Below are 25,953 nucleotides of genomic sequence, written 5' to 3'. Positions count from 1 at the left end.
TCCTGTATGGCTGGTGAACCCGGAAAGTGTCGCATGGAACAAAGACCCCTCGCAGCGGCGGCTGGGCCGCCGGTGGCCTAAGATGGCGGCTATGAAGATCCAATTGCTCTCCGACCTGCACCTTGAAACCGATCCTGATTTCCTGGCCCGGCCCGCGCCCGGCGCCGATCTGCTGGTGCTGGCTGGAGACGTCGGCTCGTACCGCCGCGGCTCGCTCATGACCGGCGACGACTTCGGCCTGGGCAGCTATGCGCCGAACAAGGGCTGGCCCACGCCGGTGGTCTATGTCCCCGGCAATCACGAATACGACAACGTCGATTTCGATGAGACCCACGCACGGCTGCGCGAGCTTTGCGGCGAACTCGGCATCCACTGGCTGGAACGCGAGACGCTGGTCATCGATGGCGTGCGCTTTGTCGGCACCACGCTGTGGACGGACTTCGACGCGCTGGCCGCGCCCGGCGACACCGTCGGCGGGGCATTGAAGAAGCGCGAAAAAGCTTTCCGCGCGGCGGACTTCTATCTGGAAAAGGCCGAGATGCGCCGCAACGGCGCGCCCTTCATGGCCGAGCAGATGCGCGAACAGGGGCTGCTCTGCCAGCAATGGCTGCAAGACGCGCTGCGCGCGCCGCACGACGGCCCCACCGTGGCCATTACCCACTTCGCCCCCACCTTGGCGAGCGCGGATCCGCGTTACGGCGTCACCCCCGGCACAGCGGGGTTCTGCAATGCGCTGGACGCCCTGCTGCCCCTGGCCGACGTCTGGATGCACGGCCATCTCCACTGTCCGCAGGACTATGTGAAGAATGGCTGCCGCATCGTGGCCAATCCGCTGGGCTACGCCAAGAAGGGCGAACAGCAGGACTTTGCGCCTGACCGCCTGTGGGACGTGACGGCGCCTAGAACTTGAGGCTGGCGCTCAAGGCATAGGTGCGCGGGTCGCCCGCCTTCACGTAGTCCGGCGACTGGTATAGCCAGTAACGCTTGTCGGCCAGATTGTTGATGCCCGCGCGGAACGTGGTTTCGTAGCCGTAGATGCGCGTGTCGTAGGTGGCGCCGATGTTAACGATGGCGTAGTCGGGTACCTGGACCGCGTTCGAAGCGCCCAACATGGTGCTGCCGGTGTACTTCACGTCGGCCCTGAGCTTAAGGCCCGGCAATTGCGGCACCGAATACGCAACCTGGGCGGCGGCGACGAACTTGGGCGCGCCCGCGACGCGGTTGCCGGTGAAGCTGGAGCCCTTCTTGTATTCCGAGTCCAGGAACATCAGGCTGCCGCCCACGTTCCAATTCGTCGCAATGCGCGTGGAGGCGCCCAGCTCCAGGCCTTGGTAGATCGACTTGCCGTCCTGCACCAGCTCATTGGCGGCGTTGGTGTATTCCGCCTTCTTCTCGATGCGGAACAGCGCCGCCGTGGCGGCCCAGCCGTCCTGGTTGGTCTTGATGCCCAGTTCATACTGCTTGCTCTTGAGCGGGTCCAGCAGCGCGCCGAAGTTGGCGTAGGTATTGCCCACCGACGAACCCGGCTCCAGCGACTCGATGTAGCTGGCATAGGCCATGGTCTGCGGCGTGATGTTGTACATCAGCGCCACCGTCGGCGTCAGCACGCCGTTCTTTTCGTAGCGCGAATTGCGCACGCCCGCCGCATTGAAGCCGACCTGTTCGTAGTCGGTGTAGCGCAGGCCGCCCAGCACGGACCAGCCGCCGGTCAGATCGATGGTGTCGCTCGCGAACAGCGCCTTCTGCGTGATCTCGGCGGCGCGATACAGATCCAGGCCGCCCTGGCTGTAATAGGTGTTGGTGTTCTGCGTGCGCAGGTTGCCCGTGCCTTGCAGCTGGTACACGCCGTCGACGCTGTAGTCGTTCTTCTGCTTTTGCCACGACGCGCCCGCCACCACCAGGTGTTTCAGCGGGCCGGTGCTGAACCGGCCTTCGAGCATGCCTTGCCATTGGTTGTAGGCATAGGCCTCGCCGTAGTCCGAGCGGTAGTCCTGGTAGTCGCCCGCCTGGTTCTGCAGGAACAGCACCGATTCATTGCGGCGGGTGCGGGTGGAGCTGTAGCTGTAGTCGGTGCGCACCGACCAATCGGAAGACAGCTGGTACTTCAGTCCGGTCGAGTAGAAGCGGAATTTATTGTCCGCATACGGCCCCTCGCCCACCATCCTGCCGTTGTCGTTGCGCACCGGCGACGGCAGCTCCGAGCCCGCCATCTGCCCGGCGTAGATGGTCGGCTCCTGGCCGATCGCCTTGCGGTTCTGGTAGATGGACTGGAAGTCCCAGCTCAGCTTGTCGGTCAGGCGGGCGTCCAGCGCCAGCGACACCGAATCCCGGTACAACGAGCCGCCGTTGTAGGTATTGCCTTCTTCGTGCGTGGCGTTCAGGCGATAGCCGAACCGGCCGTCGCCGCCCACGCGTCCGCCCAGGTCGACGTGTTCGCGCAAAAGTCCCTTGGACACATAACCCAGTTCGATGCTGCGCACCGGCTCGTCGGTCGGCTTCTTGGTGACGTAGTTGATCAAGCCGCCCGGCGATCCGAAGCCGTACATGAAACCGGATGCGCCCTTGAGCAGGTCGATCTGCTCGAAGTGCTCGTAAGGCAAGGTCGTGACGTAGCTAAGGAAGGGCTTGCCGTCGATGCGGTAGGAATTCTGCCAATCCAGCGGCAGGCCGCGTACGCTCAAGTAGCTTGCCCAGGCCCCATAGGAGGCGCTGTTGTCGGTGACGGATGCGTCCAGGGCGAACACGTCGCCCAGCTTGTTGACCTGCCGCTCCTCGATATCCGCGGCAGTGACCACGGTCGTGGAAAACGGCGTCTCCAGCTGGCTGCGGTTGCCCAACGCCCCGCTGTTCACCGGCGCGGACAGATGTTCCAGCGTGTCGTCCACCGAGGTCGCGTTGACGGTCACCGCCGGCAACTGAGCCACGCCTTGCGCATCCCCCGCGTCCTTGGGCGGCGGCGCCGTGGCGCCCTGGGCATGGACGCCCGCGGAATGAACGATGCCCAGGGTCAGGGCTAGGGCATAGGGCGCAACTGCATGCCGCGCGTGCTTGCGCGCGCGGCACTTCCTGGCGGAAGCGGGACGGACCACGTTGAATTCTCCAGAGCGGGAGGGGAAGAAATGGCAATTTCTTATAAACAAGACTGATTCGCAATTATATTATCAACTGCGAACTTTCCCCCATGCCGCTCTGGCCCTGCGGTTCACTGCTTGGACGCTTTCTCCAACTGATCGCGCAGCCGCTCCTCCTGGGCGCGCAGCTCCGCCGTGAACTCCTCGCCGAAGTCATCGGCCTCGTACAGCGGACGGATCTCGATATCGGACGGGCCGGGCATCGGATTGGGGCAGCGCTTGACCCATTCGATCGCCTCCTGCAGCGAGGCGCACTCCCAGAGCCAGTAGCCGGCGATCAGCTCCTTGGTTTCCGCGAAGGGGCCGTCTATCACCTGCCTGCTGCTACCGGAAAAATGCACCCGCGCGCCCTTGGAACTGGGTTTCAGGCCGTCGCCCGCCAGCATCACGCCCGCCTTGACCAGCTCCTCGTTGTACCGCCCCATGTCGGCCAGCAGTTGCTGGGTGGGCATTACCCCTGCCTCGCTATCGGCGGTGGCCCTGACTTGAACCATGAATCGCATCTCGGTCTCCTTGTGTGGATGGTGGAACTTGCATGCTCCATCGACACGACGAACCGCGCCAGACGAAATCGACAGCCGCCAGGAAAAAAAGTGTATCCGTGGCCGGATCGGCATCCTCCATGAAAAAACCCATGACGCCCCGGAAAGCGTCATGGGTTCTGGCCGCCATGGCGGACGGGGCGGTCAGCGCATCACGGAGCCGGATTCGGCTGGCGCGCGTGGATCTTGTCGATTGCCTCCAGCGCCTCGGTCGAGAGGGTCACGTCCACGCTGTCGATGTTCTCCTTCAGCTGTTCCAGCGTGGTGGCGCCGATCAGGTTGCTGGTGACGAAGGGGCGCTGGTTGACCCAGGCCAGCGCCAGGTGCGTGGGCGAAATGCCGTGCGCGCGCGCCAGCTCGACGTAGGCGCGGGTGGCGATCTCGGCCTGCTCGTTGCTGTAGCGGGTGAAGCGCGTATAGAGCGTCAGGCGGGCGCCGGCCGGGCGCGCGCCGTCCAGATACTTGCCGCAAAGCATGCCCATCGCCAGCGGCGAGTAGGCCAGCAAGCCCACGCCTTCGTGGTGCGAGTACTCGGACAAACCGATCTCGTAGACGCGGTTCAGCAGGCTGTAGGCGTTCTGGATGGTTGCAATACGCGGCAAGCCCTTGTTCTCGGCATGACGCAGGAACTGCCCCACGCCCCAGGGCGTTTCATTGGACACGCCGATGTGGCGCACCTTGCCGGCCCGCACGAAGTCCTGCAGCACTTCCAGGGTTTCCTCGATCGGCACGGTGTATTCATCCTGGACCCAGGGATAGGACAGCTTGCCGAAGGTGGCCGTCGTGCGGTCGGGCCAATGCAGCTGATACAGGTCCAGGTAGTCCGTCTGCAGGCGCTTCAGGCTGGCGTCCAGCGCCGCGGTGAGGTTCTTGCGGTCAAGGTGGGTCTTGCCGTCGCGGATGTGGCCAGGGCGCTTCGCGTCGCGCACGGGGCCCGCCACCTTGCTGGCCAGCACGATGTCCTGGCGGCGCTTGCTGCGCGCCAGCCAGGTGCCGATATAGGTTTCGGTCAGGCCCTGCGTTTCGGGCTTGGGCGGCACGGGATACATTTCGGCGACGTCAACCAGATTGATGCCACGCTCCAGGGCGTAGTCGAGCTGCTGGTGCGCCTCGGCTTCGGTGTTCTGCTCGCCCCAGGTCATGGTGCCCAGTCCGATCAGGCTGACATCCAGGTCGGTACGGCCGAGTTTGCGGTATTTCAATTTCTGCTCCGTGCTGTGTCGCTTACTAGGGAAGCGACACCTTACTCCAAGACGCTTTTCAAATACCTGGCAACGTTCCGCGGCTGCGGGTTATTCGCCCCTTGCCCGCCGCGCCGCACTCGGCATACGCTCTATCCGCAAATAACCACCGGAAATCAACGTGCTGCGCGAAATTGATGAAACCTACGTGTTTTTCATCTGCGTCATCGTTTGCCTGGCCATCATCGAGCTGGGCTTCCGGTTGGGGCGCAAGCGCCGCCGCGCATCCGACGACGCCGCCAAGACCCACATCGGCGCGCTCCAGACCGCCTTGCTGGGCCTGTTGGCGCTGCTGCTGGGCTTTACCTTCGCGATGTCGGTGACGCGTTTCGAGACGCGCAAGAACCTGGTGCTGGAAGAGGCCAACGCCATCGGCAATGCCTACTGGCGCTCGCAGCTGCTGCCTGCGGCCGCGCGCGAACCCATCGCCAAGCTCTTGCTGGAGTACACGACGACGGCGCTGGAGTTCAGCGACGCCGACAACGACAAGGAGCGCCTGGCGGCAGCCGGCGCGGCCTCGCGGCGCATCGAGCGCCAGATCCGGAGCACGGCTGCGAGCGTCCTGGAGAATCCGCCCTCGATATCCACGGTCATGTTCATCCAGGCTATCAACGAAATGGCGCAGGTCAACGAAAAGCGCCGCGTCGCGCTGGAAAACCACGTGCCCGAGCCCGTCTTCTATCTGCTCTTCATCGTCACCGGCGGCGCAATGGGTTTCATCGCCTACGGCACCGGGCTGCACAAGCGCAGGCGGCTGATCTCGACCGGCCTGTTCGCCACGCTGATTTCCCTGGTGCTGACCTTCATCCTGGACATCGACCAGCCAGCCAGCGGCGTCATCATGGTCAGCCAGGAAAGCATGGTGCGGATGAAGGCAACGCTGGAGCAGGAGCGGTAGGCAGCGCCCCTGCTCCAGGCTCTGGAGCTTCAGTTCGCCTTGCTGGCCAGGGCAGCGGCCGCAGGCTCGCCCGCGTCCGCACAGGCCGCCGGGCTGCGCTCGGCAAGCGCTTCCAGCAACTCTGACGACGGCACGAAGAACAGGCCGCCCGTGACCGCGTGGCTGAAGTCGAGCAGGCGGTCGTAATTGCCGGGCGGACGTCCGACGAACATGTTCTCCAGCATCAGCTCGATGGGACGCGGCGAACGCGCATAGCCGATGAAGTAGGTGCCGAATTCCCCGGATCCCGGCCGGCCGAACGGCATGTTGTCGCGCAGGATTTTCAGTTCCTGGCCGTTTTCCTCGATGGTTGTCAGGGCGCTGTGCGAGGACGAGGGCTTGATGTCGTCGTCGAGTTCCACGTTGGACCACTTGTGGCGGCCGATGACCCCTTCCTGGCCTTCGACCGTCAGCGCATTCCAGGCCTTCATGTCGTGCAGGTACTTCTGCACCAGCACGTAGCTGCCGCCGGCGAACTCGGCATCTTCGTCGCCGATGACGGTGAAGTCGAACGCCTCCTGCCCTTCCGGATTCTCGGTCCCGTCCACGAAGCCGATGATGGCGCGCCGGTCGAAGTAGCGAAAGCCATGGACTTCATCCACGACCGTCACGGCATCGCCCAGGCCGCCCAGCAGCAAGGTGGCCAGTTCGAAACAGAAATCCATCGAGTCGGCGCGGATATGCAGCAGCAGGTCACCCGGCGTCGCGACGGCCAATCGTTCGCCCGAACCGAACTCGCGGAAAGGATGCAGCGCGGTGGGGCGCGGCGCGCCGAAAAGCGTGTCCCAGGCCTTGGAGCCGAAGGCGGTGACACAGGAAAGATTCTGCTCGGGCGCGCGCGTGCCCACGGTGCGGACGAGGCCGCCGACATCGGCGCACCAGCCGCGCACGGTTTCGGCGGCGGCGGCGCCCTCGTTGAGCGTGGCCACAATGAAAATCGCGTGGCGGGTAGTCGTGTTGTGGACGGCTTGGGATACGGGTTGACGGTCAGACATCGGATCGGGGACCTCAAGAATGCGAGCGCGGCGGCGCGGAAGGGCTAGTCTGATTCTAAGCGCGGACTGTGTATGGGCGCACCCGATTGGTTACGGCACCGCCCTCAACCACTCGCTCACCACATCCAGCACGATGCGGCTTTGCTCGCGGTGCGGCACATGCCCGCAGTTCTCCAGCAGCACGGGGCGGCCGCCGGCCAGCGCCGCGATCTTTTCCTGGTGCTTGGGGGAACCGTACTCGTCGATTTCGCCATGCAGGGCAAGCACGGGGCAACGCACCTGGCGCAATTGCTCGTCCAGGTTCCAGGCGGCAAACTCGGGCGACAGCCAGGTGTTGATCCACGCGCCCAGCACCCATTCGGCTTTCTCGCCGTGGTACTTCTTCAGGCGGTCCAGCTGGCCGGGTTCGGCGAAGTTCCGCTTGGCGGCCCGGATGCCTTCCAGCGTGCGGTCTTCGGCAAACATCTGCGCGGACTCGGTGATCAGCGCCCGGCAATCTTCTGCGTACACGCCAGCGCTGCAGACGGCCATGCCGCCGCCCACGCTGTGACCGAACCCCACATAGGGGCCGACGCCCAGCGCTGCCCGCAGGCTGCGGAATCCGTCCTGCGCTTCGTCTTGCACAAAGCCGGGTTCGAACACGGCGGTATTGGGATCGGAGCGGCCAAAGCCCAGGCGGTCATAGGCGATGACGCTGCGCCCGGTGGCCTGCGCCAGTTGTTCGGGAAAATCCCGCCACAACTCCACGCAACCCAGCGAATCATGGAACAGCACGATGGGCGCTGCGGCCGCGGCCTCCCCGGCGGGGTCCCAGCGCCGCGCGAAAAGGCGGCCCTGGCTGGTGTGCACGTAGACATCCTGGCTGGTAATGGCAAGCATGAAAAGTCCTGGCGAAAGTATGCGGCGATGCGCCACCGCACCGCGCTCCGATTATAGGAAAGCCGGCAGCCTCACCGCAGTCCGGACACGACGCCTGCGGCGATGATAAGCAGGACCAGCGCGGAAATCGCCGTGTAGGCGTAGTCGCGCTCGCGCAGGAAGATGGCCAGCATCAGCGCCACCCGCGCCACCGGCAGCACGATGAACAGGGCCACCCCGGCCTTGACGAGTTCAAGATCCCGCAGGCCGCCATGCGCGGGCAACAGAAAATCCACAGCCATGCCGGCGGCGATGAGGGCCGAGGCGAGCCAGGTTCCGTACCACAGCAAGCCGGCGATGACGCGGTCGCGCCGCGCCTGTTTGTCCAGCGCCTGCGTCATGCCGGGCCTCCCGGAATATGCACGCCCAACGCGCTCAGCAGCATCTGCACCGCCAGCAAGGACAGCACGATCACGAAGAAGAGCCGCAGCTTGTCCGCCGGCAGGCCCATCAGCAGGCGGGCGCCGAGCAAGGCGCCCGCGACCGAGCCCAGCGCGACCGGTCCGGCGATGCCGATGTCGATGTCGCCGCGCACGAAATAGGCGCCCGCGCTGGCGGCGGCGGTCACGCCGATCATGAAGTTGGACGTCGCCGACGAGACCTTGATGGGCAGCTTCAGCGCGGCGTCCATGGCCGGGATCTTGAGCACGCCCGAGCCTATGCCGAGCAAGGCCGAAATCAGGCCCGCGCCATACATCAGCGACAAGCCCAACGGCACCCGGTCCACCTGGTAGTGCACCTCGCGGCCCAGCGCGCGGTCGGGAAAGCTTGCGTGCAGGCGCAGCGCGGTGGCCCAGCTGGCGGCGCCTGGCGGGCTGGCGACGGCCTCGCGCCGGCGCGCCAGCATCTGCTGCGCGGACAGCGCCAGGATGACCGCGAACAGGCCGTAGAGAAATCCGGTCGAGACGATGCCGATAAGGAACACGCCGGTCAGCGCCCCCAGCGTGGTGGCCGTTTCCAGGACGATGGCCAGCCTGACGTTGGTCAGCCGCCCTTTCAGGAACGGCGCGGCGCTGCCGCAGGAACAGGCGATTACCGAGATGATGCTGGCCCCGATGGCCACATGGATGTCCACGCCGAACAGCAACGTCAGGATGGGCACGATGAAGATGCCGCTGGCCATCCCCAGCACCCCGCCCAGCGCGCTGGCGCCGAAGGCGGCGGCGAACAGCCAGAAGATCGTCGAGGTCTCCATGGCCGCCGGTTCAGGTTGGCTTGCGCGGCTGGCGCGACAGCCGGGTGCTGAAGCGGATCAGGTCGCCGCGGTAGTACAGCTTTTCGTAGTCCACCGGCCGCTGCGCCTCGGTGTAGGACGTGCGCTCGATGAGGAAAATCGGGCTTCCCGCCGCGACGCCCAGCGCCTGCGCGACGCGTTCGTCCGCCGTGACCGCTTCCAGCTGGTACTCGGCCTCGATCAGAGGCAGGTCGTAGCGCAGCTCCAGCAGGTCGAAGATGGGCTCGGCCTCCAGGTCGTTGCTGGCGACTTTTTCGCCCACGTCCAGCGGCAGATAGGTTTCATCGAACGACATGGCCACGCCGTCCGCCAGCCGCACGCGCTCGATGCGATAGACCATCGCGCCGCGCGCCACGCCCAGTTGGCGCGCGACGTCTTCCGTGGCCGGCACCGGCCGCTTGTCCAGCAGGCGCGCCGTCGCCCGGCGGCCGAGCGCGGTCATGTCCTCGACAAATCCGCTCAGGGCCGTCAGCGTCTGCGTCAGCTTGGGTTCCGTGACGAACGTGCCTTTGCCGCGCCGGATCTCCGCCAGCCCGCGCGCGACCAGGTTTTCCACCGCCTTGCGCACCGTGCTGCGGCTGACCGCGAAGCGCTCGATCAGCTGGTCTTCCGTCGGCAGCCTGTCGCCAGGCGACAGGCTGCCGGACGAGATTTCCGCGGCCAAGGCCATTTCCACCCGGGCATAAAGAGGAGCATATTCGGCGTCGTTTTTCATGAAGCCATCATAACATCATGATGTCATGATGACTAAAGCATCAAGACGCGTTACGGATGACAACGCCGGCAACTGGTAGTCTTCGCAAGCCTGCCCGGCGCCTCCCGCGCCGGCGCCCACTCTCAAGCGAGACACGATATGAGCAATTTCATGCACAGCGCCTCCGTTCCCGTCCTGACGCAAATGCTGTCGGCCCTGTCCGACGTGCTGAAGAAAGCGGAAGCCCACGCCACGGAGAAGAACATCGATGCGGACGCCTACCTGGGCGCCCGCCTGTTCCCCGACATGTTCCCGCTGGCGCGCCAGGTGCAGATCGCTGCGGATTTCGCCAAGGGCATCGCCTCGCGCCTGGCTGGCGCGGAAGTGCCTTCGTGGCCTGATAGCGAAACCAGCTTCGCGGGCCTGCAAGCCTTGATCGCCAAGACGCTGGAACACCTGGGTTCGTTCAGCCCCGAACAATTCGCGCAAAGCGAAGCGCGCGAAATCGTGCTGCGCCCGGGCACGCCCAAGGAAAAGAAGCTGAGCGGCAGCGCCTATCTGCTGCACTATGGGCTGCCGCAGTTCTTCTTCCACGTGACCACGGCCTACGACATCCTGCGCCACAACGGCGTGGAAATCGGCAAGCGCGATTACATGGGCAAGTACTGATCCGTTTCAGCGGGCCCCAGCCTTTGGGGCCCGCGCCCGGCTGCTACTCCGCGTAGCCCGGGTTGCGGCGGTCCAGGCGGCGCAGCAGTCCCGGCCAGGCCAGCATGGCCTTGTGCGCGCGGTCGGCCTGCGATTCCACCGTGGCGTTCTTCAGGATGTCGGGCGGGATGTAGGTCAGTTCGCCGCCGGCCTGGGCCCGCACCTGCACCATGCAGGCGGCCTCCAGCCGGTGCATGGCCTGGAACGCTTCGGCCATGCTTTGCCCCACGGTCAACAGGCCATGGTTGCGCAGGATGAGATAGGTGTTGCTGCCCAGGTCCCGCACCAGGCGCGGCTGTTCCTCGGGATTGAGCGCCAGGCCTTCGTAGTCGTGGTAGCCGAGCGACCGCAGCACGATGAACGCGAACTGCGACAGCGGCAGCAGCCCGGCCTTCTGCGCCGACACCGCCACGCCGTTGATGGAATGCGTATGCAGCACGCACATCGCGTCCTTGCGGGCAGCGTGGATACAGCTATGGATGGTGAAACCGGCGGGATTGATGTCGTACTCCGACTCCATCACCTTGCGTCCGTCCAGGTCGATCTTGACCAGGCTCGATGCCGTGATTTCGTCGAACATCATGCCGTAGGGGTTGATCAGGAAATGTTCGGTCCCCGGCACCTTGGCCGTGATATGGGTGAAGATCAGATCGTCCCAGCCGAACAGCGCCACCAACCGATATAGCGCCGCCAGATCCTTGCGGACCTCCCATTCCGTTGCGCTGACCTGTTCGCGCACGCTGGCGCCCTTGCCTACGGTATCCATGTCGTCTCCGTGTTTTGATGATTGCCCGCCGTGATGGGGCGGACACTGCCTGGCACTTTATTCGTTTTGGTGGTGGCAAGCACGGGACGCGGCCAGGGAGCGGTCACCGCGCCCCATGAAAAAAGCGCCCGCCGGGCGCCCTCCTCGTTTCCCGCCGCTTACTGCGGTTCGATCTTCGCGTCGACCGCGCGCTGGGTCCAGACCTGGCGCTGCGACTGTGCGAAGGCCTGGTGCTCGGCCACGGTGTTGGGCGAGACCTGCATGCCCAGGGATTCGAAGCGTTGCAGCACGTCCGGCTCGCGCAGGATGGCGGCGACTTCCTGGTTCAGCTTCTGCACGATGGCGTCGGGCGTCTTGGCCGGCACGGCCACGCCGACCCACACGACCAGGTCGAACTTCTGGTAGCCCAGTTCGGCCAGCGTCGGCACGCTGGGGAATTCCTTGGCGCGTTCATGGCCCGTGTAGGCCAGTCCGCGCAGCTTGCCTGCCTGCATGAACGAGGTCACGACAGAGAGGTCGGCGAACAGGTAGTCGACGTGGCCGCCCAGCAGGTCGGTCACGGCCGGCGGCTGGCTCTTGTACGGCACGCCGTTGGCCGCGGCGCCCGCCACGGTGTTAAAGGTGGCGCCAGCGATCTGGCTGGTGGGCGAACCATACGCGTAGTTCAGGGGCTTGGCCTGCGTGGCCTTGACCAGTTCCTGCAGCGACTTGTAGGGCGCGTCCTCGCGCACCACCAGCATCATCGGGATGGTCGCGATACGCACGACGTGGGTGAAATCGCCGGTGGGATCGAACGGCAGCTTGCGGAACAGCGCCGGCGTGGCCGAGTGCGTCGAGCTGCTGGTGAGGATCAGCGTGTAGCCGTCGGGCTGGGCGCGCGCGACGAACGAGGCGCCGATGGTGCCGGACGCGCCGGGCTTGTTCTCGATGACGACGGGCACGTTCAAGCGCGGACCGAGCTTCTCCGCGATGATGCGCGCGCTGGTGTCGGTGGCGCTGCCCGGCGAGAACGGCACGACGATGGTGATGGGCTTGTCGGGATACGCGCCCTGCGCCAGCGCGGTGGACGGCAGCGCGCCCGCAAGGGCGGTCAGGACGGTGAGGCTGCCGGCGGCCAGCAGGCGGCGGCGGACGCCGAACGGTCGGATCATGCTTGTCTCCTGTGAGGGGCCGCGGGTCGGCCTCTTGAACTCTGACCGTATGATGCTTGCGACCCGCTTATCCCAACAAGGGACTAATTTTCATAGACTTATTCCAAACCAGGATTAATTCTCTGAAGCCTGACGCTGCCGCAGATATTCCTCGGTCGCCTGCAGGAAGGCCGAAGCCGCCAGCGACAGCCGCGCGTTGCGCCTCTGGATCAGCCAGAGTTCATGTCCGTGCTTGCGCGCGCCGTCGATGGCGAGGATGCGCAGGCCCAGCTGCCGCGCCAGGTCGCAGGCATAGCCGGGCACGACCGTTATCCCCAGTCCCGCGCCGACCAGCTTCAGCGCCGAGGTCAGCATGCCGGCCTCGATGCGGTAGCGGAACTCCAGGTTCAGGTCGGCCGCCACGCGGTCCAAGCTGCGTCGCACGCTGTACACGTTGCGCAGCATGATGTGATCGTGAGCGGCCACGTCGGCCCACGACACCGAACGCTTGCGCGTCAGCGCATGGCGCGGCGCGCACACCGCGTACATGGTGTCGCGATAGATGACTCGCGTGGCCAGCTCTTCCGAAGGGGTTTCGACCGAGACGATGCCGAAGTCGGCGCGGCCGTTGCGCACATGCTCGATGGTGTCGTCGGTGGAGAGCTCGAACAGGTCCAGCTTCACGCTGGGATGCGCGCGGTGATAGTCGGCCACCACCTCGCCCAGCAGGCCGACCATCATCAGCGGCGAAGTGGCCACGCCCACCGTGCCGCGCTCCAGCGTGCGCAGGCCGGACATGCTGCGCTCGGCGGCGCGCACGGTGCCCAGGATTTCCTGGGCGTAGGCGTAGAAATCCGCCGCGCCGTCGCAGGGAGTGACGCTGCGGGTGGAGCGCTCGAACAACGGTTGGCCGACCTCGGCCTCGAGTTCGGCGCAGAGCTTGCTGACGGCCGATTGGGTCACGAAGGCCGCGCGCGCGGCCGCCGTGAAACTGCGCAGTTCGTATAGCGCGCAAAACACGCGCAATTGCTTGAGAGTGATGTTCATGGTCGAAGTCGCCGCCAGGCGCCGCCGGCCATGCCGGCCTCAGCGCGCAGGCTCGAGCATATCGCGATCGGCGTCCTGGCGCGGGGCCTGGCGCCTGATCTCGCCCGGGGTGCGCGAGAAGCGCACCGGGATGCCGGCGGCCATCAGCGGCCCTTCGGTCGGATGTTCCACGCGTTGGAAAAATCCCGTCGCCTTCAAATGCGGATCCTCGAACAGGGCTTCCGGCGTGTTCACGCGCGAATGCGGAATGTCCGCGTCCGCCAGCAGCGCCAGCCATTCCCCGGTGCCGCGCAAGGCGACGATGTCCGCCAGGTCCTGATAGAGCTCGTCGAAGTGCCGCGCGCGCGAGGACGCGTCGACATAGCGCGCGTCCGCCGCCAGGTCGGCGCGTTCGGCCAGGGCGAAGAAGCGCCGCCACTGCGCGTCGGTGTATGGCAGCAGCGCCAGGTAGCCGTCGCGCGTGCGGTAGGGACGCCGCTGCGGCGACAGCACGCGGCTGTAGCCCATGGGTCCGCGCGGCGGCACGAAGCTGTGGCCGCTCATGTGCTCGATCAGCGTGAAGGACACCAGGGTCTCGAACATGGGGACTTCGACGGCCTGCCCCTGCCCCGAACGCTCGCGCTCGTACAGCGCCATGGGTATGGCGTAGGCCAGCGTCAGCCCCGCCACCTTGTCGGCGAGGATGGTGTTGACGTAGGCAGGCGCGCCGCTGTTGCGGCCCTGCAGGTCGGCCAGGCCGCTCATGGCCTGGATGATGTCATCGAAGGCCGGGCGCGCCGCATAGGGGCCGTCCTGGCCGAAACCCACGGCCGAGCAATGGATCAGGCGCGGATTGCGCGCGCGCAGCGTATCCGCGTCCAGGCCCAGGCGCGCCAGGGCCGCCGGGCGCACGTTGGACACGAACACGTCGGCGCCGTCGATCAGGCGCAGCAGGCTGTCGCGGTCGGCCGGCGTCTTGGCGTCCAGCGTCACGCTGTACTTGTTGCGGTTGAGATTCAGGTAGGCCGGCCCCATGCCCGGGCTCGCGGCCGGGGCGGAGGTTCGGAACACGTCGCCTTCGGGCGCCTCGACCTTGATGACCTCGGCGCCCATGTCTGCCAGGATCTGCGTGCCGTACGGCCCCATGGCCACCGACGTCATGTCGATGACGCGCACGCCCGCGAGCGGGCCGGCCATTACTTGGCCTCCTGGTGCTTCTTGCGGTTGACGAAGGGCGCCATGTAGCGGCGCGGCTCGTCGCTGGTGAAGGCCTCGCCGAACGCCGCCACGCTGCGGTCCAGGCCGGCTTCGACGCTGGACTCGCTCCAGTAGCGCAGCAGCGCCTTCTGCGAGCGCACGGCGAGCGGTCCGCTTTCGGCGATGGGCGTCACGGTGCGTTCGACCAGGGCGTCCAGCCCGCCGGTTTCGCTGACGAATTCGAGGAAGCCCCACTGGCGGGCCTGGGCCGCGTCCACGGTCTCGCCGGTCAACAGCAGCCAGTTGGTGGGGCCAGGGCCGATGATGGCCGGCAGCAGCACGGCATGGATCACGGACGGAATGCCCACGCGCACTTCGGGCATGCCGAAGACCGCGTCGGTCGATCCCAGGCGGATGTCGCAGGCCGCGGCCAGCTCCATGCCGGCGCCCAGGCAGAAGCCCGGAATGCGGGCAATCGTGGGAACGGGGATCGCGGCCACGGCGTCGCACAGGTCGCGCAGCCGGGTGATGAACTCGCGCGCGCCTTGCGGATCGAGCTCGGCCATTTCATAGATGTTGGCGCCGCCCACGAAGGCGCGCTCGCCCGTGCCGCGGATGACGACCGCGCGGGCGTCGTCCTGGGCCGCAATCCAGCGGGCGGCCTCGGTCAGGCTCAGCGTGACCGCCGAGGCCAGGATGTTCAGGCTCTTGGCGTCGTGGATCTGCAGGGTATAGACGCCACGCGCGTCGCGGGTCACGAGGGCATGGGAAAAGGCGGGAATAGGCGCAGTCATGGAAACTCCAGCTAGGGTCATGCCACCGATGCTAAGGGCGAGGTTTCATCACAACAAACGAGTAATTTTCATGAAATAAGTCTGGAATGGAATAAATACCGAACCGCTGGCGGCTTGGGTACGATAGCCGCCTCTTGCGGGAGTCGCACCATGGGTATCACGCTGCGCCAGCTCCGGGCCTTTTGCGCCGTGTACGAGCTGAAGAACTTCACCCGCGCCGCCGAGGCGCTCAACCTGACGCAGTCCACCGTCAGCAAGCTGTGCTCCGAACTGGAGAAGGCGATAGGCATGGCGCTGTTCGAGCGCTCCGCGCGTGGCGTCGAGCTGCTGGAAGGCGCAGCAGAGCTGTATGCCTACGCGCAGGAAACCTTCGGATCGCTGCGCGCGGCCGAACGCAGCCTGAGCAGCCTGGCCGGACTGGAGCGCGGCGAGGTCTCCGTCGCGGCCTCGCCCATCATGATGCACACGCTGATCGCGCCCGTGGTGGCGCAATTCCATGCGCGTCATCCCAACATCGTCTTCGACCTGCACGAACTCACCGGCGACGAGGCCACCGAGCATGTCCTGCACGGCAAGGCCGACCTGGGGCTGGTGGCGCTGGAAAGCCAGGATCCGCGGCTGGACTGCCGCGTCGTCTACCGCGGCCCCATGTATGCCGTGGTGCCGGCCGACCACCCGCTGGCGCTATGCGAAGAGGCGCGTTGGCGCCAACTGGCGCGCTACCCGCACATCCTGCTGCGCGGCACCTACACCGTGCGCCGCAAGATGGACCAGATCCTGCAGGACCAGGGACTGACGGTGCGCAGCGTGGCGCAGACCGGCAGCCTGACCACCGCCTTCGCCATGATCCGCGGCGGCATGGGCATCACGGTCATGCCGGGCTACGTGCGCCATGTCTGCCAGGAAATGGGGCTGAAGGCGCTGTGCATCGCCGACCGGCCCCAGGCCCTGCATGAGCTGTCCGTCCTGCGCCGTGCCGACTACCGGCTGTCGCGCGCCGCGGCCGCATTTCTCGCCGCTTTCGAAGCCCATCTTGCAGAACAGGGGCAGCCCGCGGCGGCTGGCGATTCATCTCTTTCTTGAATGCCTTCATGATAATTAATCAATTGTTTGCATGATGGACCGCTTCCATCATTAGCGCGTCGAGGCCCCCCGCCCTATGCGCCATCCGGAAGGTCACCTCGACGCCATAACCAAGCAGGGCAAACCAGCCCGCAGGACGAGGAGACCTCCGACATGAAACTCAAGCCTGGCCTGAAGCAGCTGCTGACGCTGCTGGCCGCCCTTCCCGCCATTGCCGCCGCCGACACCTATCCGGCCAAGCCCGTCACCCTGGTGGTGGCCTATGCCCCGGGCGGCATGACCGACATCCTGACGCGCCGCATCGCGGCCGATCTGCAGACCCGCCTGGGCAAGCCCTTCGTGGTCGAGAACAAGCCGGGCGCAACCGGCCAGATCGCCACCGAGTACGTGTCGCGGCAGAAGCCGGACGGCTACACCATCCTGGTGGGCGCGACCAGCCACGTGATCAACCCCGCCATGAAGAAGCTGCCGTACAACGCCCGCAAGGACTTCGCTCCCGTGGCGCTGTTGGCCGTCAGCCCCAACTTCCTGCTGGTCAACGCCAACCAGGGCATCAAGACTTTCGCCGACTTCAAGGCCTATGCGCAAAAGCAGGCCTCGGTGCCCTATGGCACGGCCGGCGCCGGCGGCGCGCCGCACATCGTGGGCGAACTGCTGCGCGCGCAGAGCGGGCTGCCGCTGATGCACGTGTCCTACCGCGGCGCGGGTCCGGCCATGACCGACCTGGTGTCGGGCCAGGTGCCGTTCGGCATGGCCGAGTCCGTGACCGCCAACGCCTATCTGCAGTCCGGCAAGATCGTGCCGCTGGCCATCGCGTCGGCGCAGCGCCAGCCGCGCTACCCGGATGTACCCACCCTCAACGAGCTGGGCTACAAGGGTTTCGACCTCAGCACCTGGGTAGGCGTCTATGCCCCGGCCGGCACGCCGGCCGACATCGTGCAGACCCTGAACAGCGAGATCCGCAAGTCGGTGATGCAGCCGGCCACGCAGGACTACATCCGCTCCACCGGCTCGGAGCCCGGCGACATGGATCTGGCCCAGTACCAGAAGTTCGTCAGCGACGAAATGGATAAATGGCAGGCCGTCATCAGCCAGGCCGGGGTCAAGGATGAGTGAGGTCCGCATCGGCTCGCTGTCGCCGGAAGCCTATTTTGCAGAGGCGCTGCGTGCGGGACGCCTGGAGGTCCAGGTGTGCCGCAGCTGCGGGCTCTCGTTCTTCTTTCCGCGCACGCACTGCACCCACTGCCGCTCGCAGGAATATGCCTGGCGACCCATGCGCGCCGGCGCCACGCTCTATTCCTATTCGGAAATTCCGGCCACGCCGCAGGCGGCCGCGCGCAACGTGATCCTGGCCGACATGGACGAAGGCTTCCGCATGATGTCCACGCTGCTAGACGAAGGCGAGCTGCGCATCGGCATGCGGCTGACGGCGCGGCCCGACCCGCAGCGCGCCCGCGTGGTGTTCGGAAAGGAAGCGCCATGACGGACTGGAACAAGAGCCTGCGCGGCGCCATCGCCATCACCGGCTGCGCCACGGCCGGCATCGGCGACGCGGGCGGTCTGAACGACCTGGAGATCAGCTCGCTCGCGGTGCATGCCGCAGTACGCGACGCCGGGCTGCGCATGGAGGACATCGACGGCCTGATGAGCGCCAGTCTGTCCTCGTCGATGTGGCTGAACAAGCTGTCCGAATACCTGGGCCTGTACCCGCGCTTCATGGACAGCACCCAGATCGGCGGCGCTTCCTTCGTCGGCCACCTGCTGACCGCCGCGGCGGCGATCCAGGCCGGCCTGTGCCGCAATATCGTGATCGCATACGGCGCCTCCCCGCGTGGCGGCAACGGTGTCTCGGCGACCTCCGGCGCCCGCGCGCGGCTGGACCCGTTTCCGTACGAAGAGCCGTTCCAGCCCTTCAACCCGCCGACCAGCTACGCGCTGGCGACACGCCGCCACATGCATGAATACGGTACCACCCGCGAACAACTTGCCGAGGTCGCGGTGGCCGCGCGCGCCTGGGCGCGGCTGAACCCGGAAGCCTATAAGCGCGAGCCCTTGTCCATCGACGACGTGCTGGGCGCGCGCGTGATCTCCTCGCCGCTGACCGCGCGCGACTGCTGTCTGGTGACCGACGGCGCGGGCGCCATCGTGGTGACGGCCGCGCAACGCGCCGATGCCGCCCGGCCGGTGTACGTGCAAGGCACAGCCATGGCGCACTCGCATCGCCAGATCGCCTGCATGGCCGACCTGACGCGCACCGTGGCCGGACAAAGCGCCGACCTGGCGCGCGAACGGGCCGGCGTGGCGCTGGCCGACATCGACCTGGTGCAGCTCTATGACGCCTTCACCATCAATCCCATCCTGTTCCTGGAGGACATGGGGTTCTGCGCCAAAGGGGAAGGCGGCGCCTTCGTGTCGGGCGGACGCATCGCTCCCGGCGGCGAACTGCCGGTGAACACCAACGGCGGCGGGCTGTCCTGCGTCCATCCCGGCATGTACAGCATGTTCGGCCTGGTGGAAGCGGTGCGCCAGCTGCGCGGCGACTGCGGCGAGCGGCAAGTGAAACAGGCGCGCACGGCGCTGGTGCATGGCAATGGCGGGGTGTTGAGCGCCCAGGCCACCACCGTGCTGACCAATTGGATGGACTGAAGGAGATTCGACATGCTGGAAGGAAAAGTAGTGATCGTCACCGGCGCGGCCAACGGCATCGGCCGCGCCGCGGCCGTGGCCCTGGCCGCGCAAGGCGCGCGCGTGGTGGTCAATGATCTGAACGTGTCGCTGGACGGCACCAGCGCCTCGCAAAGCACGGCGGCGCAGGTGGTCGAGAATATCCGCGCCGCCGGCGGCGAGGCCATCGCCAATGGCGACTCGGTGGCCGAATACGCCAGCGCGCAACGCATCATCGAGGCCGCCGCCGACACCTACGGCCGGGTGGACGCGGTCGTGAACAACGCCGGCATCGTGCGCGACAAGATGTTCCACAAGCTCACGCCCGAGGACTTCGACGCCGTGGTCAAGGTGCACCTGTACGGCTGCTTCAACCTCAGCCACGCGGCCGCGCGGCACTTCCGCGAACAGGGCGGCGGCAGCCTGATCAACATGACTTCCAACTCGGCGGTCATCGGCAACCGCGGCCAGGCCAACTATTGCGCCGCCAAGCTCGGCATCGTCGGCCTGTCCAAGGCCATGGCGCTGGACATGGCTGCCTTCAACGTGCGCTCGAACTGCATCGCCCCGCTGGCCTGGAGCCGCATGACCGAAACCATCCCGGCCAAGACCGAGGAGCAGGCGCGCCACGTCGAGAAGATACGCCGCATGGGACCCGAGACCATCGCGCCCCTGATCTGCTACCTGGCTTCGGACGCTTCCGCCGACGTGTCCGGCCAGGTGTTCGCCATCCGCCTGAACGAGATCTTCCTGATGAGCCAGTCGCGTCCGGTGCGCTCGGTGCACCGCTCGGACGGTTGGACCACGGAGAGCATCGCCGAACACGGCATGGCTGCGCTGCGCGCCTCCTTCATGCCGCTGGACACCTCCGCCCAGGTGTTCGCCTGGGATCCGGTCTGAGGTTCCCATGGCGTTGGACTACCGCAGCCTGAAGACCCACGTCTTCGCGCCCGAACGCCAGGCCTACGGCGCAGATGACTGCATCCTCTATGCCCTGGGCGTAGGCGCGGGCCTGGCCGCAGACGACCCTGTCGGCGACGAAACCCGGTTCATCTACGAACAGGGCCTGCGCGCCCTGCCCGCCATGGCCTGCGTGCTGGCCTACCCCGGGTTCTGGATGCGCGATCCGCGCCACGGCCTGGACTGGAGCCAGGTCGTGCATGGCGAGCAGCGCATGCGCTTCCCGCGGCGCCTGCCGGCGCGCGGCGAGGTCTTGTGCCAGATGGAGGTCACGCGCATCGCCGACAAAAGTCCGGGCGCCTTCGTCGTGACGCGACGCACGCTGCGCGACGCGGCCACCGGACAGGAATTCGCCGTCATCGAGCAACTGAACATCTGCCGCGGCGACGGCGGCTACTCGGGCGGCGACGCCGCGCTCAGCGACGCGCTGGCCGTCCCCATCCCCGCGCCCCCCGCCACGGCGCCGGACAGCGTCATCGTCCTGCCCACCAGCCGCAACCAGGGCGCGCTGTATCGCCTGAACGCCGACCGCAATCCGCTGCATGTGGATCCGGCCAGCGCGCGGCGGGCGGGCTACGAACGCCCCATCCTGCACGGCGCGGCGCTGCTGGGCATGGTCAACCGCGCGCTCGAAGCCTGCCTGCGGCAGCTGCCCGACCTGCGGCTGGGTGAACTGGACCTGCGCTTCATGGCGCCGGTCTATCCCGGCCTGGACGTGGCGGTATCGCTCTGGCCCCAGTCCGATGGCATCGCACTGGCCTGCCGTCAGGCCGGCGCCCTGTGCGCCCAAGGCCGCGCGGCGTGGACCAAGGAGGAACAATGATGAAAGACAAGACTTGCGCAAACGTGGAAGAAGCCCTGCGCGGCATCGAGTCCGGCGCCGTGATCTTCGTCGGCGGCTTTGGCGGCTCGGGCATACCCGCGCGCCTGCTGGCCGGCCTGCTGGCCAAGCAGGACGTGGACGACCTGACCCTGATCAACAACAATGCCGGCGCGGGCGAGGCCAGCTTCCTGGCCCTGGTGGCCTCGGGGCGCGTCAGCCGCATCGTCTGCTCCTATCCGCGCATGCCGGGCAATGACGTGATCCGTGAGCGGGCGCAGGCGGGCAGCCTGGCCGTGGAGGTCATGCCCCAAGGCACCCTGGTCGAACGCATCCGGGCGGGCGGCGCGGGCATGGGGCCGTTCTACTCACCCACGGGCTATGGCACGCCGCTGGCCGACGGCCGCGAAACGCGAGTGTTCGGCGGTCGCGGCTACGTGCTGGAAGAGCCGCTGCGCGCGGACTACGCCTTCATCCGCGCCCATCGGGCAGATCAGTTGGGCAATCTGGTCTATCGCCGCGCCCAACGCAACTTCGGGCCGGTCATGTGCATGGCGGCCCGCAACACCATCGTCGAAGTCGAAGAGATCCTGCCCTGCGGCGCGCTCGATCCCGACGCCATCGTCACGCCCAGCCTGTTCGTGCACCGCCTGTTGGGGAGTCCGCAATGAAACGACTGTCACGCGAGCAACTGGCCGCCCTGGTTGCCGCCGACCTGCCGGCGGGCGCCGTGGTCAACCTGGGCATCGGCATGCCCACCATGGTCACCGACCGCCTCGACCCCGCGCGCGGCGTGCAGCTGCACAGCGAGAACGGCATTCTCGGCATGCGCCTGCTGCAAGACCACGAAATCGCCGACGGCGATCTCATCAACGCCAGCAAGCAGTCGATCGCGCTCACCGAAGGCGCTGCCATCTTCGATCACGTCTATTCCTTTTCCATCATGCGCGGCGGCCACATCGACATCACGGTGCTGGGCGCCTTCGAGGTCTCCTGCCAGGGCGACCTGGCCAACTGGTCGCTGGGCGCGGACGACCCCATGCCGTCCGTGGGCGGGGCCATGGACCTGGCCGTGGGCGCGCGCAACGTCTGGGTCATGATGGAAGCGCTGACCCGCGAGGGCGCGCCGCGCCTGCGCGGCCGCTGCACCCTGCCCCTGACCGGCGCCGGCGTGGTCGGGCGCGTCTATGCCGACATCGGCATCTTCGACGTGCGCGACGGGGCCTTCGTGCCACTGGCCCTGGTGGACGGCCTTCCGCCCGCCGAACTGCACCGCTGGATCGACGCGCCCGTGCGCATCGCGCACGCGCCGCGCGTCCTGCATCCCAACTCCTGATTGCTCTCAACCATGATACGCACCGAACATTTTCTCGAAGACGCCGAGGCCTGGCTGCGCACCGCGCTGGCCCAGCTGCGCGAGCAGTATCCGGTCACCGCCTCGCACACCCAGGAATGCCGCCAGGCCTGGAACCGCATGCTGTGCGAGGCCGGCCTCATTGCGCTTACCTGGCCACGCGAGTACGGCGGGCGCGAACTCAGCACCGCCACGCTGATCGCCTTCCATGAACTGTGCGCGCGCCTGCATGCGCCGCAGCCCATCAACAGCATCGCCCACGCCATCCTCGCGCCCACTTTGCTGCGCTTCGGTACGCCCGCGCAAAAAACGCAATTCCTGCCCGGCATCCGCGACGGCAGCGAGATCTGGTGCCAGGGCTACTCCGAGCCCCAGACCGGTTCCGATCTCTCTTCGGTGCGCACACGCGCCAAGCCGGATGCCGCCGGCTGGCGCGTCAGCGGCCGCAAGATCTGGACCACCCAGGCACATCTGGCCAAGTGGTGCTTCGCACTGGTGCGTACCGATCCCGACAGCCAGGCCCACCGCGGCCTGAGCTTCATGCTCATCGACATGCAGGCCGAAGGCGTGCGGGTCGAGCCCATACGTCAGATGACGGGCGAGGCCGACTACAACGAAGTGCTGTTCGACGCGACGCCGGTGCCGGAAGGACGCATCCTGGGAGAGTGCGGCGAAGGCTGGCGCATCGCCATGGCCGCCGCCGAGTACGAGCGCGGCATCTACTTCATGCCGCGCGTCGTCCAGCTGGAAGACGAACTGCGGCAACTGACCGAGGCGCTGGCGCAGACCGCGCTGGTCGCGGACGAACGCGCCGTACAGGCACGGCGCGTGCGCGACCTGGCGGACCTGTGCCAGGTCATACGCTGGCGCGTGGACCGCGTTCTGCGCCAGGTCGCCGCGGGCGATACGCCCGGCATCGACGGCGCCATGCTCAAGCTGCTGTGGAGCGAAACCCGTCAGCGCATCTGGGAACAGCGCCTGGAACTGCTGGACGAAGCCGCCATCCTCGGCCCGCAGGCGGCGGCGCCCCATGCCGCCACGGCCTGCGTGCTGCGCGAATTCCTGTGGTCGCGCGCCGAGACCATCGTGGCCGGCACCTCGGAAATCCAACGCAATATCGTGGGCGAACGCCTGCTCGGCCTGCCCAAGGACAGGGGACAACATGCATAGCGAAATCAGGACACTGCTGTCCTCCACTTTCGGCCGCCTGCTGGAACAGCAGCATCCCGCCGCCTACGCCCGCCGCGCCCTGCCCGCGGACGACGCCGCCCAGCGCGCCCTGTGGAAGGAACTGGCCGAAGGCGGCTGGCTGGAAGCCGGATCGGAAGCCTTCCAGGCCGAGTACGGTCCAGGCACACAGCTGATGGGCGAATGGGCCGGACGCGCGCTGCTCACCCTTCCGTATGGCGCGTCGGCGTTCCTGGCCAGCGCGCTGCTGGAGCAAACGCCCGCCCTGTCGGAAGTCGTGCTGGACCTGGCGGCGCATCCTGCCAGTGTCCGCTGCGACCGAGCCGGCGACGAACAGGGCTGGATCGACGCCTATGGACTTACGGCCCAATACCTGCGTCTGAGCCGTCAGGACGATGGCTGGCTGCTTGCGCGCTACGACCCGGCGATGCTCGAATCCGTGCAGGGCCTGGATCCCACCGTGGCGCTGGCCCGCCTGCGCGGACCTGCGGTCGCGCAAGCCGAACTGCCTTCGGCGCAGGCCTTGTCCGCGCTGCAGAACCATGTGGCCTTCCTGCTGGCGCAGCTGGTCGGCACCGCCAGCGCCTCGCTGGACCTGGCCATTGCCTACGCCAAGGAACGCGAACAATTCGGCCGGCCCATCGGGCAATTCCAGGCGATCAAGCACGCCCTGGTTGACGCCTGGACCGGGCTGGACAACAGCCGCTACGCCGTGGAGGCCTTGCTGGCCGAGCGTGGTTCGGCCGATGCCGGGCTTGCCGCATTGGCCGCTCGTCTGGCAGCGAGCGCGGCGCGGCGCGCGGTGAAGCTCTCCATCCAGGTGCATGGCGGCATAGGCTTCTCCTGGGTGCACGACGCCCAGCTTTACCTGAAGCGCGCCTACCGCCTGGCGGTCGAGGTCGAACGGCTGGCCGCGCTGATGCGGGACTAGCGCCCCCGCCATGCGCCGGGCGGACGGAACGCCGAGGATGGGCGGTTGGATATGGGGCCGTTAACTATGAGACCGTTAACATAGCGGCTTGCCGCCGCCGCTTCCCCTGCGGGTTCCGGCCCGGCGCCCCGCCCCGATCCTCCAGCCCGATGCACCACGTTCCGCGCCCGCGCCGCACGCCCGGCCCCCTGACTTCCTTTTACTGGAGCGGCGATGCCATGCGCAGCCGCAGCGTCAGCGGCACGGTGCTGGCCGCCACGCTGGACGTGCCCGCGCCGCCCGCGCGCCTGCAGTCGGACTGGGAGCGCGAGATGGCCACGCGCCTGTGCCTGGAACCCGGGGACGTCGAGCAGATGCCGCTGGCCCGCACGCAGGCGCGCTGGCCCGAGTACGGGCTATGCCTGCAAGCCATGCGCGACTGGACGCAAGAGCTAGGACTGCCCGGCGTGCTGGCCAACGCCGACATCGCCCTGATGGCTTGCCGCGGCGCCCGCTATCACCATGACGGCGAGCAATATGGCGGCGCCGCCTTCTGCAATCTGTTCCTGAGCGAAGACCGGGGCCTGGACGTGCATTTTCCGGCCACCGGCCTGCGCATTCCGCTCGTGCGCGGCACCGCCATGATCTTCGATACCTGCCAGCCGCATGCCGTCATCCCGCGCGGCGTCACGGGTTTTCGCGAGGCCGACTTCGCGGCCGGCCTGGAACTGGCGCAATTGTTCCTGACCTGGGAACTGCCGATCGAGGACTCTCGCGTCGCAAGCGCGCTCGGCATCGCCTTCGATGTCGATCCGGCTACCGCCGCGCGGCTGGATGAGGAACAAGTGCGGATGGATGGCGCTCGGGCGGCGATCGATCCGGAATGCGGGCGCTGGCTGGCTGAGGGCTGAAGCGGCAACGCGGCCCGCCGGGGATCAAGACCCCGGCAGCGCCGCACCCATGGCGGCAAACAAACCGCCGCACACCTTGTTGAAACGCCGGCCGGCGCGCTCCAGCCAGGGGCGCACGCGATGCGCCAGGCGCGCCAGCACGTACTCGACCAGGAACTCCACCACCACGAAGGTGCCGGCCATGATCGCGAACTGCGTGTACAGGCTGCGGGCAGGATCGATGAACTGCGGCAGGAAGGCGCCGTAGAACAGCAGGGCCTTGGGATTGGAGATCGCCGACAGCAGGCCCTGGCTGAACATGCGCATGCCGCGTATGCGGGGCATGTCCGGGGCAGGCTGCAACTGCACGCCCGGCGCGCGCCAGAGTTGGATGCCGAGCCAGATCAGGTAGGCCCCGCCCGCCCACTTCAGGACGGTCAGTGCGGGACCCCAGGCCTTGAGCAAGGCGCTGATGCCCAGCATCGACAAGGCGATGAGCGCGACAAAGCCCACTGCGCCGCCCGCGATGGTGCACAACGCCTTGCGGTGCCCATGCAACGCGCCATGCGTGAGCGCAAGCAGCGTGTTCGGTCCGGGAGTTATCGAGAGCCCAATGACCGCGACCAGGTAGATGAGCCAGCTATGCAGCGCCATGGCGGAGTGCGTGAAAAATAAGAAGCAGCCAGTCTAGACCGCCGTGACAGAGCTGCGCAAATGCGGCCGGAATGAAAGGCGGGGCCGCATGCGCGCGGCGCCCGCCTTGCGTGCCGC

General features: G+C 67.0%; 28 protein-coding genes. 14 read left to right on the top strand and 14 right to left on the bottom strand.

Going from position 1 to position 25,953, the window contains the following annotated elements:
• Nucleotides 1–91: 91 nt before the first annotated feature.
• Nucleotides 92–910: a metallophosphoesterase gene (locus IAG39_RS05540; RefSeq protein WP_118932938.1), complete on the top strand. Its 819-nt coding sequence runs from the start codon at nucleotides 92–94 to the stop codon at nucleotides 908–910.
• Here the strand turns inward: IAG39_RS05540 and IAG39_RS05535 are convergent.
• The 3 genes from IAG39_RS05535 to IAG39_RS05525 form a co-directional block, all read right to left on the bottom strand.
• Nucleotides 900–3,089, bottom strand: a complete 2,190-nt coding sequence (locus IAG39_RS05535) for a TonB-dependent siderophore receptor (protein ID WP_410469171.1) — start codon at nucleotides 3,087–3,089, stop codon at nucleotides 900–902. The genes IAG39_RS05540 and IAG39_RS05535 overlap by 11 nt on opposite strands.
• Before the next feature lie 113 nt (nucleotides 3,090–3,202).
• On the bottom strand, nucleotides 3,203–3,634 hold the full coding sequence (locus IAG39_RS05530; protein ID WP_059378736.1) for a YciI family protein: 432 nt from the start codon (nucleotides 3,632–3,634) through the stop codon (nucleotides 3,203–3,205).
• Between the two features lie 191 nt (nucleotides 3,635–3,825).
• On the bottom strand, nucleotides 3,826–4,875 hold the full coding sequence (locus tag IAG39_RS05525) for an NADP(H)-dependent aldo-keto reductase (protein WP_059378734.1): 1,050 nt from the start codon (nucleotides 4,873–4,875) through the stop codon (nucleotides 3,826–3,828).
• A gap of 160 nt (nucleotides 4,876–5,035) precedes the next feature.
• Between IAG39_RS05525 and IAG39_RS05520 the strand changes: the two genes are divergently transcribed.
• The gene (locus IAG39_RS05520; RefSeq protein ID WP_118932937.1) at nucleotides 5,036–5,812 is read left to right on the top strand and encodes a hypothetical protein; all 777 of its coding nucleotides are present in this window, start codon (nucleotides 5,036–5,038) and stop codon (nucleotides 5,810–5,812) included.
• Nucleotides 5,813–5,841: 29 nt separating this feature from the next.
• Here the strand turns inward: IAG39_RS05520 and IAG39_RS05515 are convergent, their stop codons facing one another.
• From IAG39_RS05515 to IAG39_RS05495, 5 genes are all read right to left on the bottom strand, one after another.
• A complete protein-coding gene (locus IAG39_RS05515; RefSeq protein WP_118932936.1) occupies nucleotides 5,842–6,846 on the bottom strand; it encodes a Dyp-type peroxidase in 1,005 nt (334 codons plus the stop codon).
• Nucleotides 6,847–6,936: 90 nt separating this feature from the next.
• Nucleotides 6,937–7,725: an alpha/beta fold hydrolase gene (locus tag IAG39_RS05510; protein ID WP_059378728.1), complete on the bottom strand. Its 789-nt coding sequence runs from the start codon at nucleotides 7,723–7,725 to the stop codon at nucleotides 6,937–6,939.
• Between the two features lie 71 nt (nucleotides 7,726–7,796).
• On the bottom strand, nucleotides 7,797–8,105 hold the full coding sequence (locus tag IAG39_RS05505) for a DUF1634 domain-containing protein (RefSeq protein ID WP_059378725.1): 309 nt from the start codon (nucleotides 8,103–8,105) through the stop codon (nucleotides 7,797–7,799).
• Entirely contained in the window at nucleotides 8,102–8,959 is an 858-nt protein-coding gene (locus IAG39_RS05500; protein ID WP_118932935.1) for a sulfite exporter TauE/SafE family protein, read from the bottom strand. The genes IAG39_RS05505 and IAG39_RS05500 overlap by 4 nt, the downstream gene beginning before the upstream one ends.
• 10 nt (nucleotides 8,960–8,969) lie before the next feature.
• Nucleotides 8,970–9,713, bottom strand: a complete 744-nt coding sequence (locus IAG39_RS05495) for a GntR family transcriptional regulator (protein ID WP_059378721.1) — start codon at nucleotides 9,711–9,713, stop codon at nucleotides 8,970–8,972.
• A 138-nt stretch (nucleotides 9,714–9,851) separates the two neighbouring features.
• Here IAG39_RS05495 and IAG39_RS05490 point away from each other — a divergent pair, with 138 nt between their 5' ends.
• Nucleotides 9,852–10,361, top strand: coding sequence for a DUF1993 family protein (locus tag IAG39_RS05490; RefSeq protein ID WP_059378719.1), 510 nt, complete (start codon nucleotides 9,852–9,854; stop codon nucleotides 10,359–10,361).
• A gap of 43 nt (nucleotides 10,362–10,404) precedes the next feature.
• Here IAG39_RS05490 and IAG39_RS05485 read toward each other — a convergent pair whose 3' ends face one another.
• From IAG39_RS05485 to IAG39_RS05465, 5 genes are all read right to left on the bottom strand, one after another.
• The gene (locus IAG39_RS05485; RefSeq protein ID WP_059378717.1) at nucleotides 10,405–11,166 is read right to left on the bottom strand and encodes a class II aldolase/adducin family protein; all 762 of its coding nucleotides are present in this window, start codon (nucleotides 11,164–11,166) and stop codon (nucleotides 10,405–10,407) included.
• A gap of 158 nt (nucleotides 11,167–11,324) precedes the next feature.
• On the bottom strand, nucleotides 11,325–12,317 hold the full coding sequence (locus IAG39_RS05480; RefSeq protein WP_118932934.1) for a Bug family tripartite tricarboxylate transporter substrate binding protein: 993 nt from the start codon (nucleotides 12,315–12,317) through the stop codon (nucleotides 11,325–11,327).
• Nucleotides 12,318–12,431: 114 nt separating this feature from the next.
• Nucleotides 12,432–13,343, bottom strand: a complete 912-nt coding sequence (locus IAG39_RS05475) for a LysR family transcriptional regulator (protein WP_059378714.1) — start codon at nucleotides 13,341–13,343, stop codon at nucleotides 12,432–12,434.
• Nucleotides 13,344–13,382: 39 nt separating this feature from the next.
• Nucleotides 13,383–14,519, bottom strand: a complete 1,137-nt coding sequence (locus IAG39_RS05470) for a CaiB/BaiF CoA transferase family protein (protein WP_059378713.1) — start codon at nucleotides 14,517–14,519, stop codon at nucleotides 13,383–13,385.
• Entirely contained in the window at nucleotides 14,519–15,313 is a 795-nt protein-coding gene (locus tag IAG39_RS05465) for an enoyl-CoA hydratase (protein ID WP_118932933.1), read from the bottom strand. Before IAG39_RS05465 ends, IAG39_RS05470 begins: the two co-directional genes overlap by 1 nt.
• A gap of 150 nt (nucleotides 15,314–15,463) precedes the next feature.
• Here IAG39_RS05465 and IAG39_RS05460 point away from each other — a divergent pair, with 150 nt between their 5' ends.
• The 11 genes from IAG39_RS05460 to IAG39_RS05410 all read left to right on the top strand — a co-directional run bounded on the left by IAG39_RS05460 (nucleotide 15,464) and on the right by IAG39_RS05410 (nucleotide 25,203).
• Complete coding sequence (locus IAG39_RS05460) at nucleotides 15,464–16,396, top strand: LysR family transcriptional regulator (protein WP_118932932.1); 933 nt, start codon at nucleotides 15,464–15,466, stop codon at nucleotides 16,394–16,396.
• A gap of 153 nt (nucleotides 16,397–16,549) precedes the next feature.
• Complete coding sequence (locus IAG39_RS05455) at nucleotides 16,550–17,512, top strand: tripartite tricarboxylate transporter substrate binding protein (protein WP_118932931.1); 963 nt, start codon at nucleotides 16,550–16,552, stop codon at nucleotides 17,510–17,512.
• Nucleotides 17,505–17,879, top strand: a complete 375-nt coding sequence (locus IAG39_RS05450) for a Zn-ribbon domain-containing OB-fold protein (RefSeq protein ID WP_118932930.1) — start codon at nucleotides 17,505–17,507, stop codon at nucleotides 17,877–17,879. Before IAG39_RS05455 ends, IAG39_RS05450 begins: the two co-directional genes overlap by 8 nt.
• Nucleotides 17,876–19,042 (top strand): acetyl-CoA acetyltransferase, encoded by a 1,167-nt coding sequence (locus tag IAG39_RS05445; RefSeq protein WP_118932929.1) that lies wholly within the window; start codon nucleotides 17,876–17,878, stop codon nucleotides 19,040–19,042. Before IAG39_RS05450 ends, IAG39_RS05445 begins: the two co-directional genes overlap by 4 nt.
• A gap of 12 nt (nucleotides 19,043–19,054) precedes the next feature.
• Nucleotides 19,055–19,960, top strand: a complete 906-nt coding sequence (locus IAG39_RS05440; protein ID WP_118932928.1) for an SDR family NAD(P)-dependent oxidoreductase — start codon at nucleotides 19,055–19,057, stop codon at nucleotides 19,958–19,960.
• 7 nt (nucleotides 19,961–19,967) lie between these two features.
• Nucleotides 19,968–20,843 carry a MaoC/PaaZ C-terminal domain-containing protein gene (locus IAG39_RS05435; RefSeq protein ID WP_118932927.1) on the top strand — a complete coding sequence of 292 codons (876 nt, stop codon included), beginning with the start codon at nucleotides 19,968–19,970 and terminating at the stop codon, nucleotides 20,841–20,843.
• Nucleotides 20,843–21,511, top strand: coding sequence for a 3-oxoacid CoA-transferase subunit A (locus IAG39_RS05430; protein WP_118932926.1), 669 nt, complete (start codon nucleotides 20,843–20,845; stop codon nucleotides 21,509–21,511). Before IAG39_RS05435 ends, IAG39_RS05430 begins: the two co-directional genes overlap by 1 nt.
• Nucleotides 21,508–22,176 (top strand): CoA-transferase, encoded by a 669-nt coding sequence (locus tag IAG39_RS05425; protein WP_118932925.1) that lies wholly within the window; start codon nucleotides 21,508–21,510, stop codon nucleotides 22,174–22,176. The genes IAG39_RS05430 and IAG39_RS05425 overlap by 4 nt, the downstream gene beginning before the upstream one ends.
• A 12-nt stretch (nucleotides 22,177–22,188) precedes the next feature.
• Complete coding sequence (locus IAG39_RS05420; RefSeq protein WP_059378696.1) at nucleotides 22,189–23,364, top strand: acyl-CoA dehydrogenase family protein; 1,176 nt, start codon at nucleotides 22,189–22,191, stop codon at nucleotides 23,362–23,364.
• The gene (locus IAG39_RS05415; protein WP_118932924.1) at nucleotides 23,357–24,313 is read left to right on the top strand and encodes an acyl-CoA dehydrogenase family protein; all 957 of its coding nucleotides are present in this window, start codon (nucleotides 23,357–23,359) and stop codon (nucleotides 24,311–24,313) included. The genes IAG39_RS05420 and IAG39_RS05415 overlap by 8 nt, the downstream gene beginning before the upstream one ends.
• Nucleotides 24,314–24,462: 149 nt before the next feature.
• Nucleotides 24,463–25,203 carry a hypothetical protein gene (locus IAG39_RS05410; RefSeq protein ID WP_118932923.1) on the top strand — a complete coding sequence of 247 codons (741 nt, stop codon included), beginning with the start codon at nucleotides 24,463–24,465 and terminating at the stop codon, nucleotides 25,201–25,203.
• Between the two features lie 24 nt (nucleotides 25,204–25,227).
• Here IAG39_RS05410 and IAG39_RS05405 read toward each other — a convergent pair whose 3' ends face one another.
• The gene (locus tag IAG39_RS05405; protein ID WP_054451758.1) at nucleotides 25,228–25,836 is read right to left on the bottom strand and encodes a LysE family translocator; all 609 of its coding nucleotides are present in this window, start codon (nucleotides 25,834–25,836) and stop codon (nucleotides 25,228–25,230) included.
• Nucleotides 25,837–25,953: the final 117 nt, after the last annotated feature.

The organism is Achromobacter xylosoxidans, assembly GCF_014490035.1.
GTDB lineage: Bacteria > Pseudomonadota > Gammaproteobacteria > Burkholderiales > Burkholderiaceae_B > Achromobacter > Achromobacter bronchisepticus_A.
This window is presented reverse-complemented; position numbering and strand designations above follow the sequence as displayed.

Excerpts from the sequence above, each read along its gene's own strand:
- IAG39_RS05445 (WP_118932929.1), top strand. The coding sequence starts at position 17,876 with ATGACGGACTGGAACAAGAGCCTGCGCGGCGCCATCGCCATCACCGGC.
- IAG39_RS05415 (WP_118932924.1), top strand. The coding sequence starts at position 23,357 with ATGCATAGCGAAATCAGGACACTGCTGTCCTCCACTTTCGGCCGCCTG.
- IAG39_RS05540 (WP_118932938.1), top strand. The coding sequence starts at position 92 with ATGAAGATCCAATTGCTCTCCGACCTGCACCTTGAAACCGATCCTGAT.
- IAG39_RS05425 (WP_118932925.1), top strand. The coding sequence starts at position 21,508 with ATGAAACGACTGTCACGCGAGCAACTGGCCGCCCTGGTTGCCGCCGAC.
- IAG39_RS05420 (WP_059378696.1), top strand. The coding sequence starts at position 22,189 with ATGATACGCACCGAACATTTTCTCGAAGACGCCGAGGCCTGGCTGCGC.
- IAG39_RS05410 (WP_118932923.1), top strand. The coding sequence starts at position 24,463 with ATGCACCACGTTCCGCGCCCGCGCCGCACGCCCGGCCCCCTGACTTCC.
- IAG39_RS05435 (WP_118932927.1), top strand. The coding sequence starts at position 19,968 with ATGGCGTTGGACTACCGCAGCCTGAAGACCCACGTCTTCGCGCCCGAA.
- IAG39_RS05405 (WP_054451758.1), bottom strand. The coding sequence starts at position 25,836 with ATGGCGCTGCATAGCTGGCTCATCTACCTGGTCGCGGTCATTGGGCTC.
- IAG39_RS05460 (WP_118932932.1), top strand. The coding sequence starts at position 15,464 with ATGGGTATCACGCTGCGCCAGCTCCGGGCCTTTTGCGCCGTGTACGAG.
- IAG39_RS05480 (WP_118932934.1), bottom strand. The coding sequence starts at position 12,317 with ATGATCCGACCGTTCGGCGTCCGCCGCCGCCTGCTGGCCGCCGGCAGC.
- IAG39_RS05440 (WP_118932928.1), top strand. The coding sequence starts at position 19,055 with ATGCTGGAAGGAAAAGTAGTGATCGTCACCGGCGCGGCCAACGGCATC.
- IAG39_RS05490 (WP_059378719.1), top strand. The coding sequence starts at position 9,852 with ATGAGCAATTTCATGCACAGCGCCTCCGTTCCCGTCCTGACGCAAATG.
- IAG39_RS05510 (WP_059378728.1), bottom strand. The coding sequence starts at position 7,725 with ATGCTTGCCATTACCAGCCAGGATGTCTACGTGCACACCAGCCAGGGC.
- IAG39_RS05430 (WP_118932926.1), top strand. The coding sequence starts at position 20,843 with ATGAAAGACAAGACTTGCGCAAACGTGGAAGAAGCCCTGCGCGGCATC.
- IAG39_RS05465 (WP_118932933.1), bottom strand. The coding sequence starts at position 15,313 with ATGACTGCGCCTATTCCCGCCTTTTCCCATGCCCTCGTGACCCGCGAC.
- IAG39_RS05475 (WP_059378714.1), bottom strand. The coding sequence starts at position 13,343 with ATGAACATCACTCTCAAGCAATTGCGCGTGTTTTGCGCGCTATACGAA.
- IAG39_RS05530 (WP_059378736.1), bottom strand. The coding sequence starts at position 3,634 with ATGCGATTCATGGTTCAAGTCAGGGCCACCGCCGATAGCGAGGCAGGG.
- IAG39_RS05455 (WP_118932931.1), top strand. The coding sequence starts at position 16,550 with ATGAAACTCAAGCCTGGCCTGAAGCAGCTGCTGACGCTGCTGGCCGCC.
- IAG39_RS05470 (WP_059378713.1), bottom strand. The coding sequence starts at position 14,519 with ATGGCCGGCCCGCTCGCGGGCGTGCGCGTCATCGACATGACGTCGGTG.
- IAG39_RS05485 (WP_059378717.1), bottom strand. The coding sequence starts at position 11,166 with ATGGATACCGTAGGCAAGGGCGCCAGCGTGCGCGAACAGGTCAGCGCA.
- IAG39_RS05450 (WP_118932930.1), top strand. The coding sequence starts at position 17,505 with ATGAGTGAGGTCCGCATCGGCTCGCTGTCGCCGGAAGCCTATTTTGCA.
- IAG39_RS05500 (WP_118932935.1), bottom strand. The coding sequence starts at position 8,959 with ATGGAGACCTCGACGATCTTCTGGCTGTTCGCCGCCGCCTTCGGCGCC.
- IAG39_RS05515 (WP_118932936.1), bottom strand. The coding sequence starts at position 6,846 with ATGTCTGACCGTCAACCCGTATCCCAAGCCGTCCACAACACGACTACC.
- IAG39_RS05495 (WP_059378721.1), bottom strand. The coding sequence starts at position 9,713 with ATGAAAAACGACGCCGAATATGCTCCTCTTTATGCCCGGGTGGAAATG.
- IAG39_RS05505 (WP_059378725.1), bottom strand. The coding sequence starts at position 8,105 with ATGACGCAGGCGCTGGACAAACAGGCGCGGCGCGACCGCGTCATCGCC.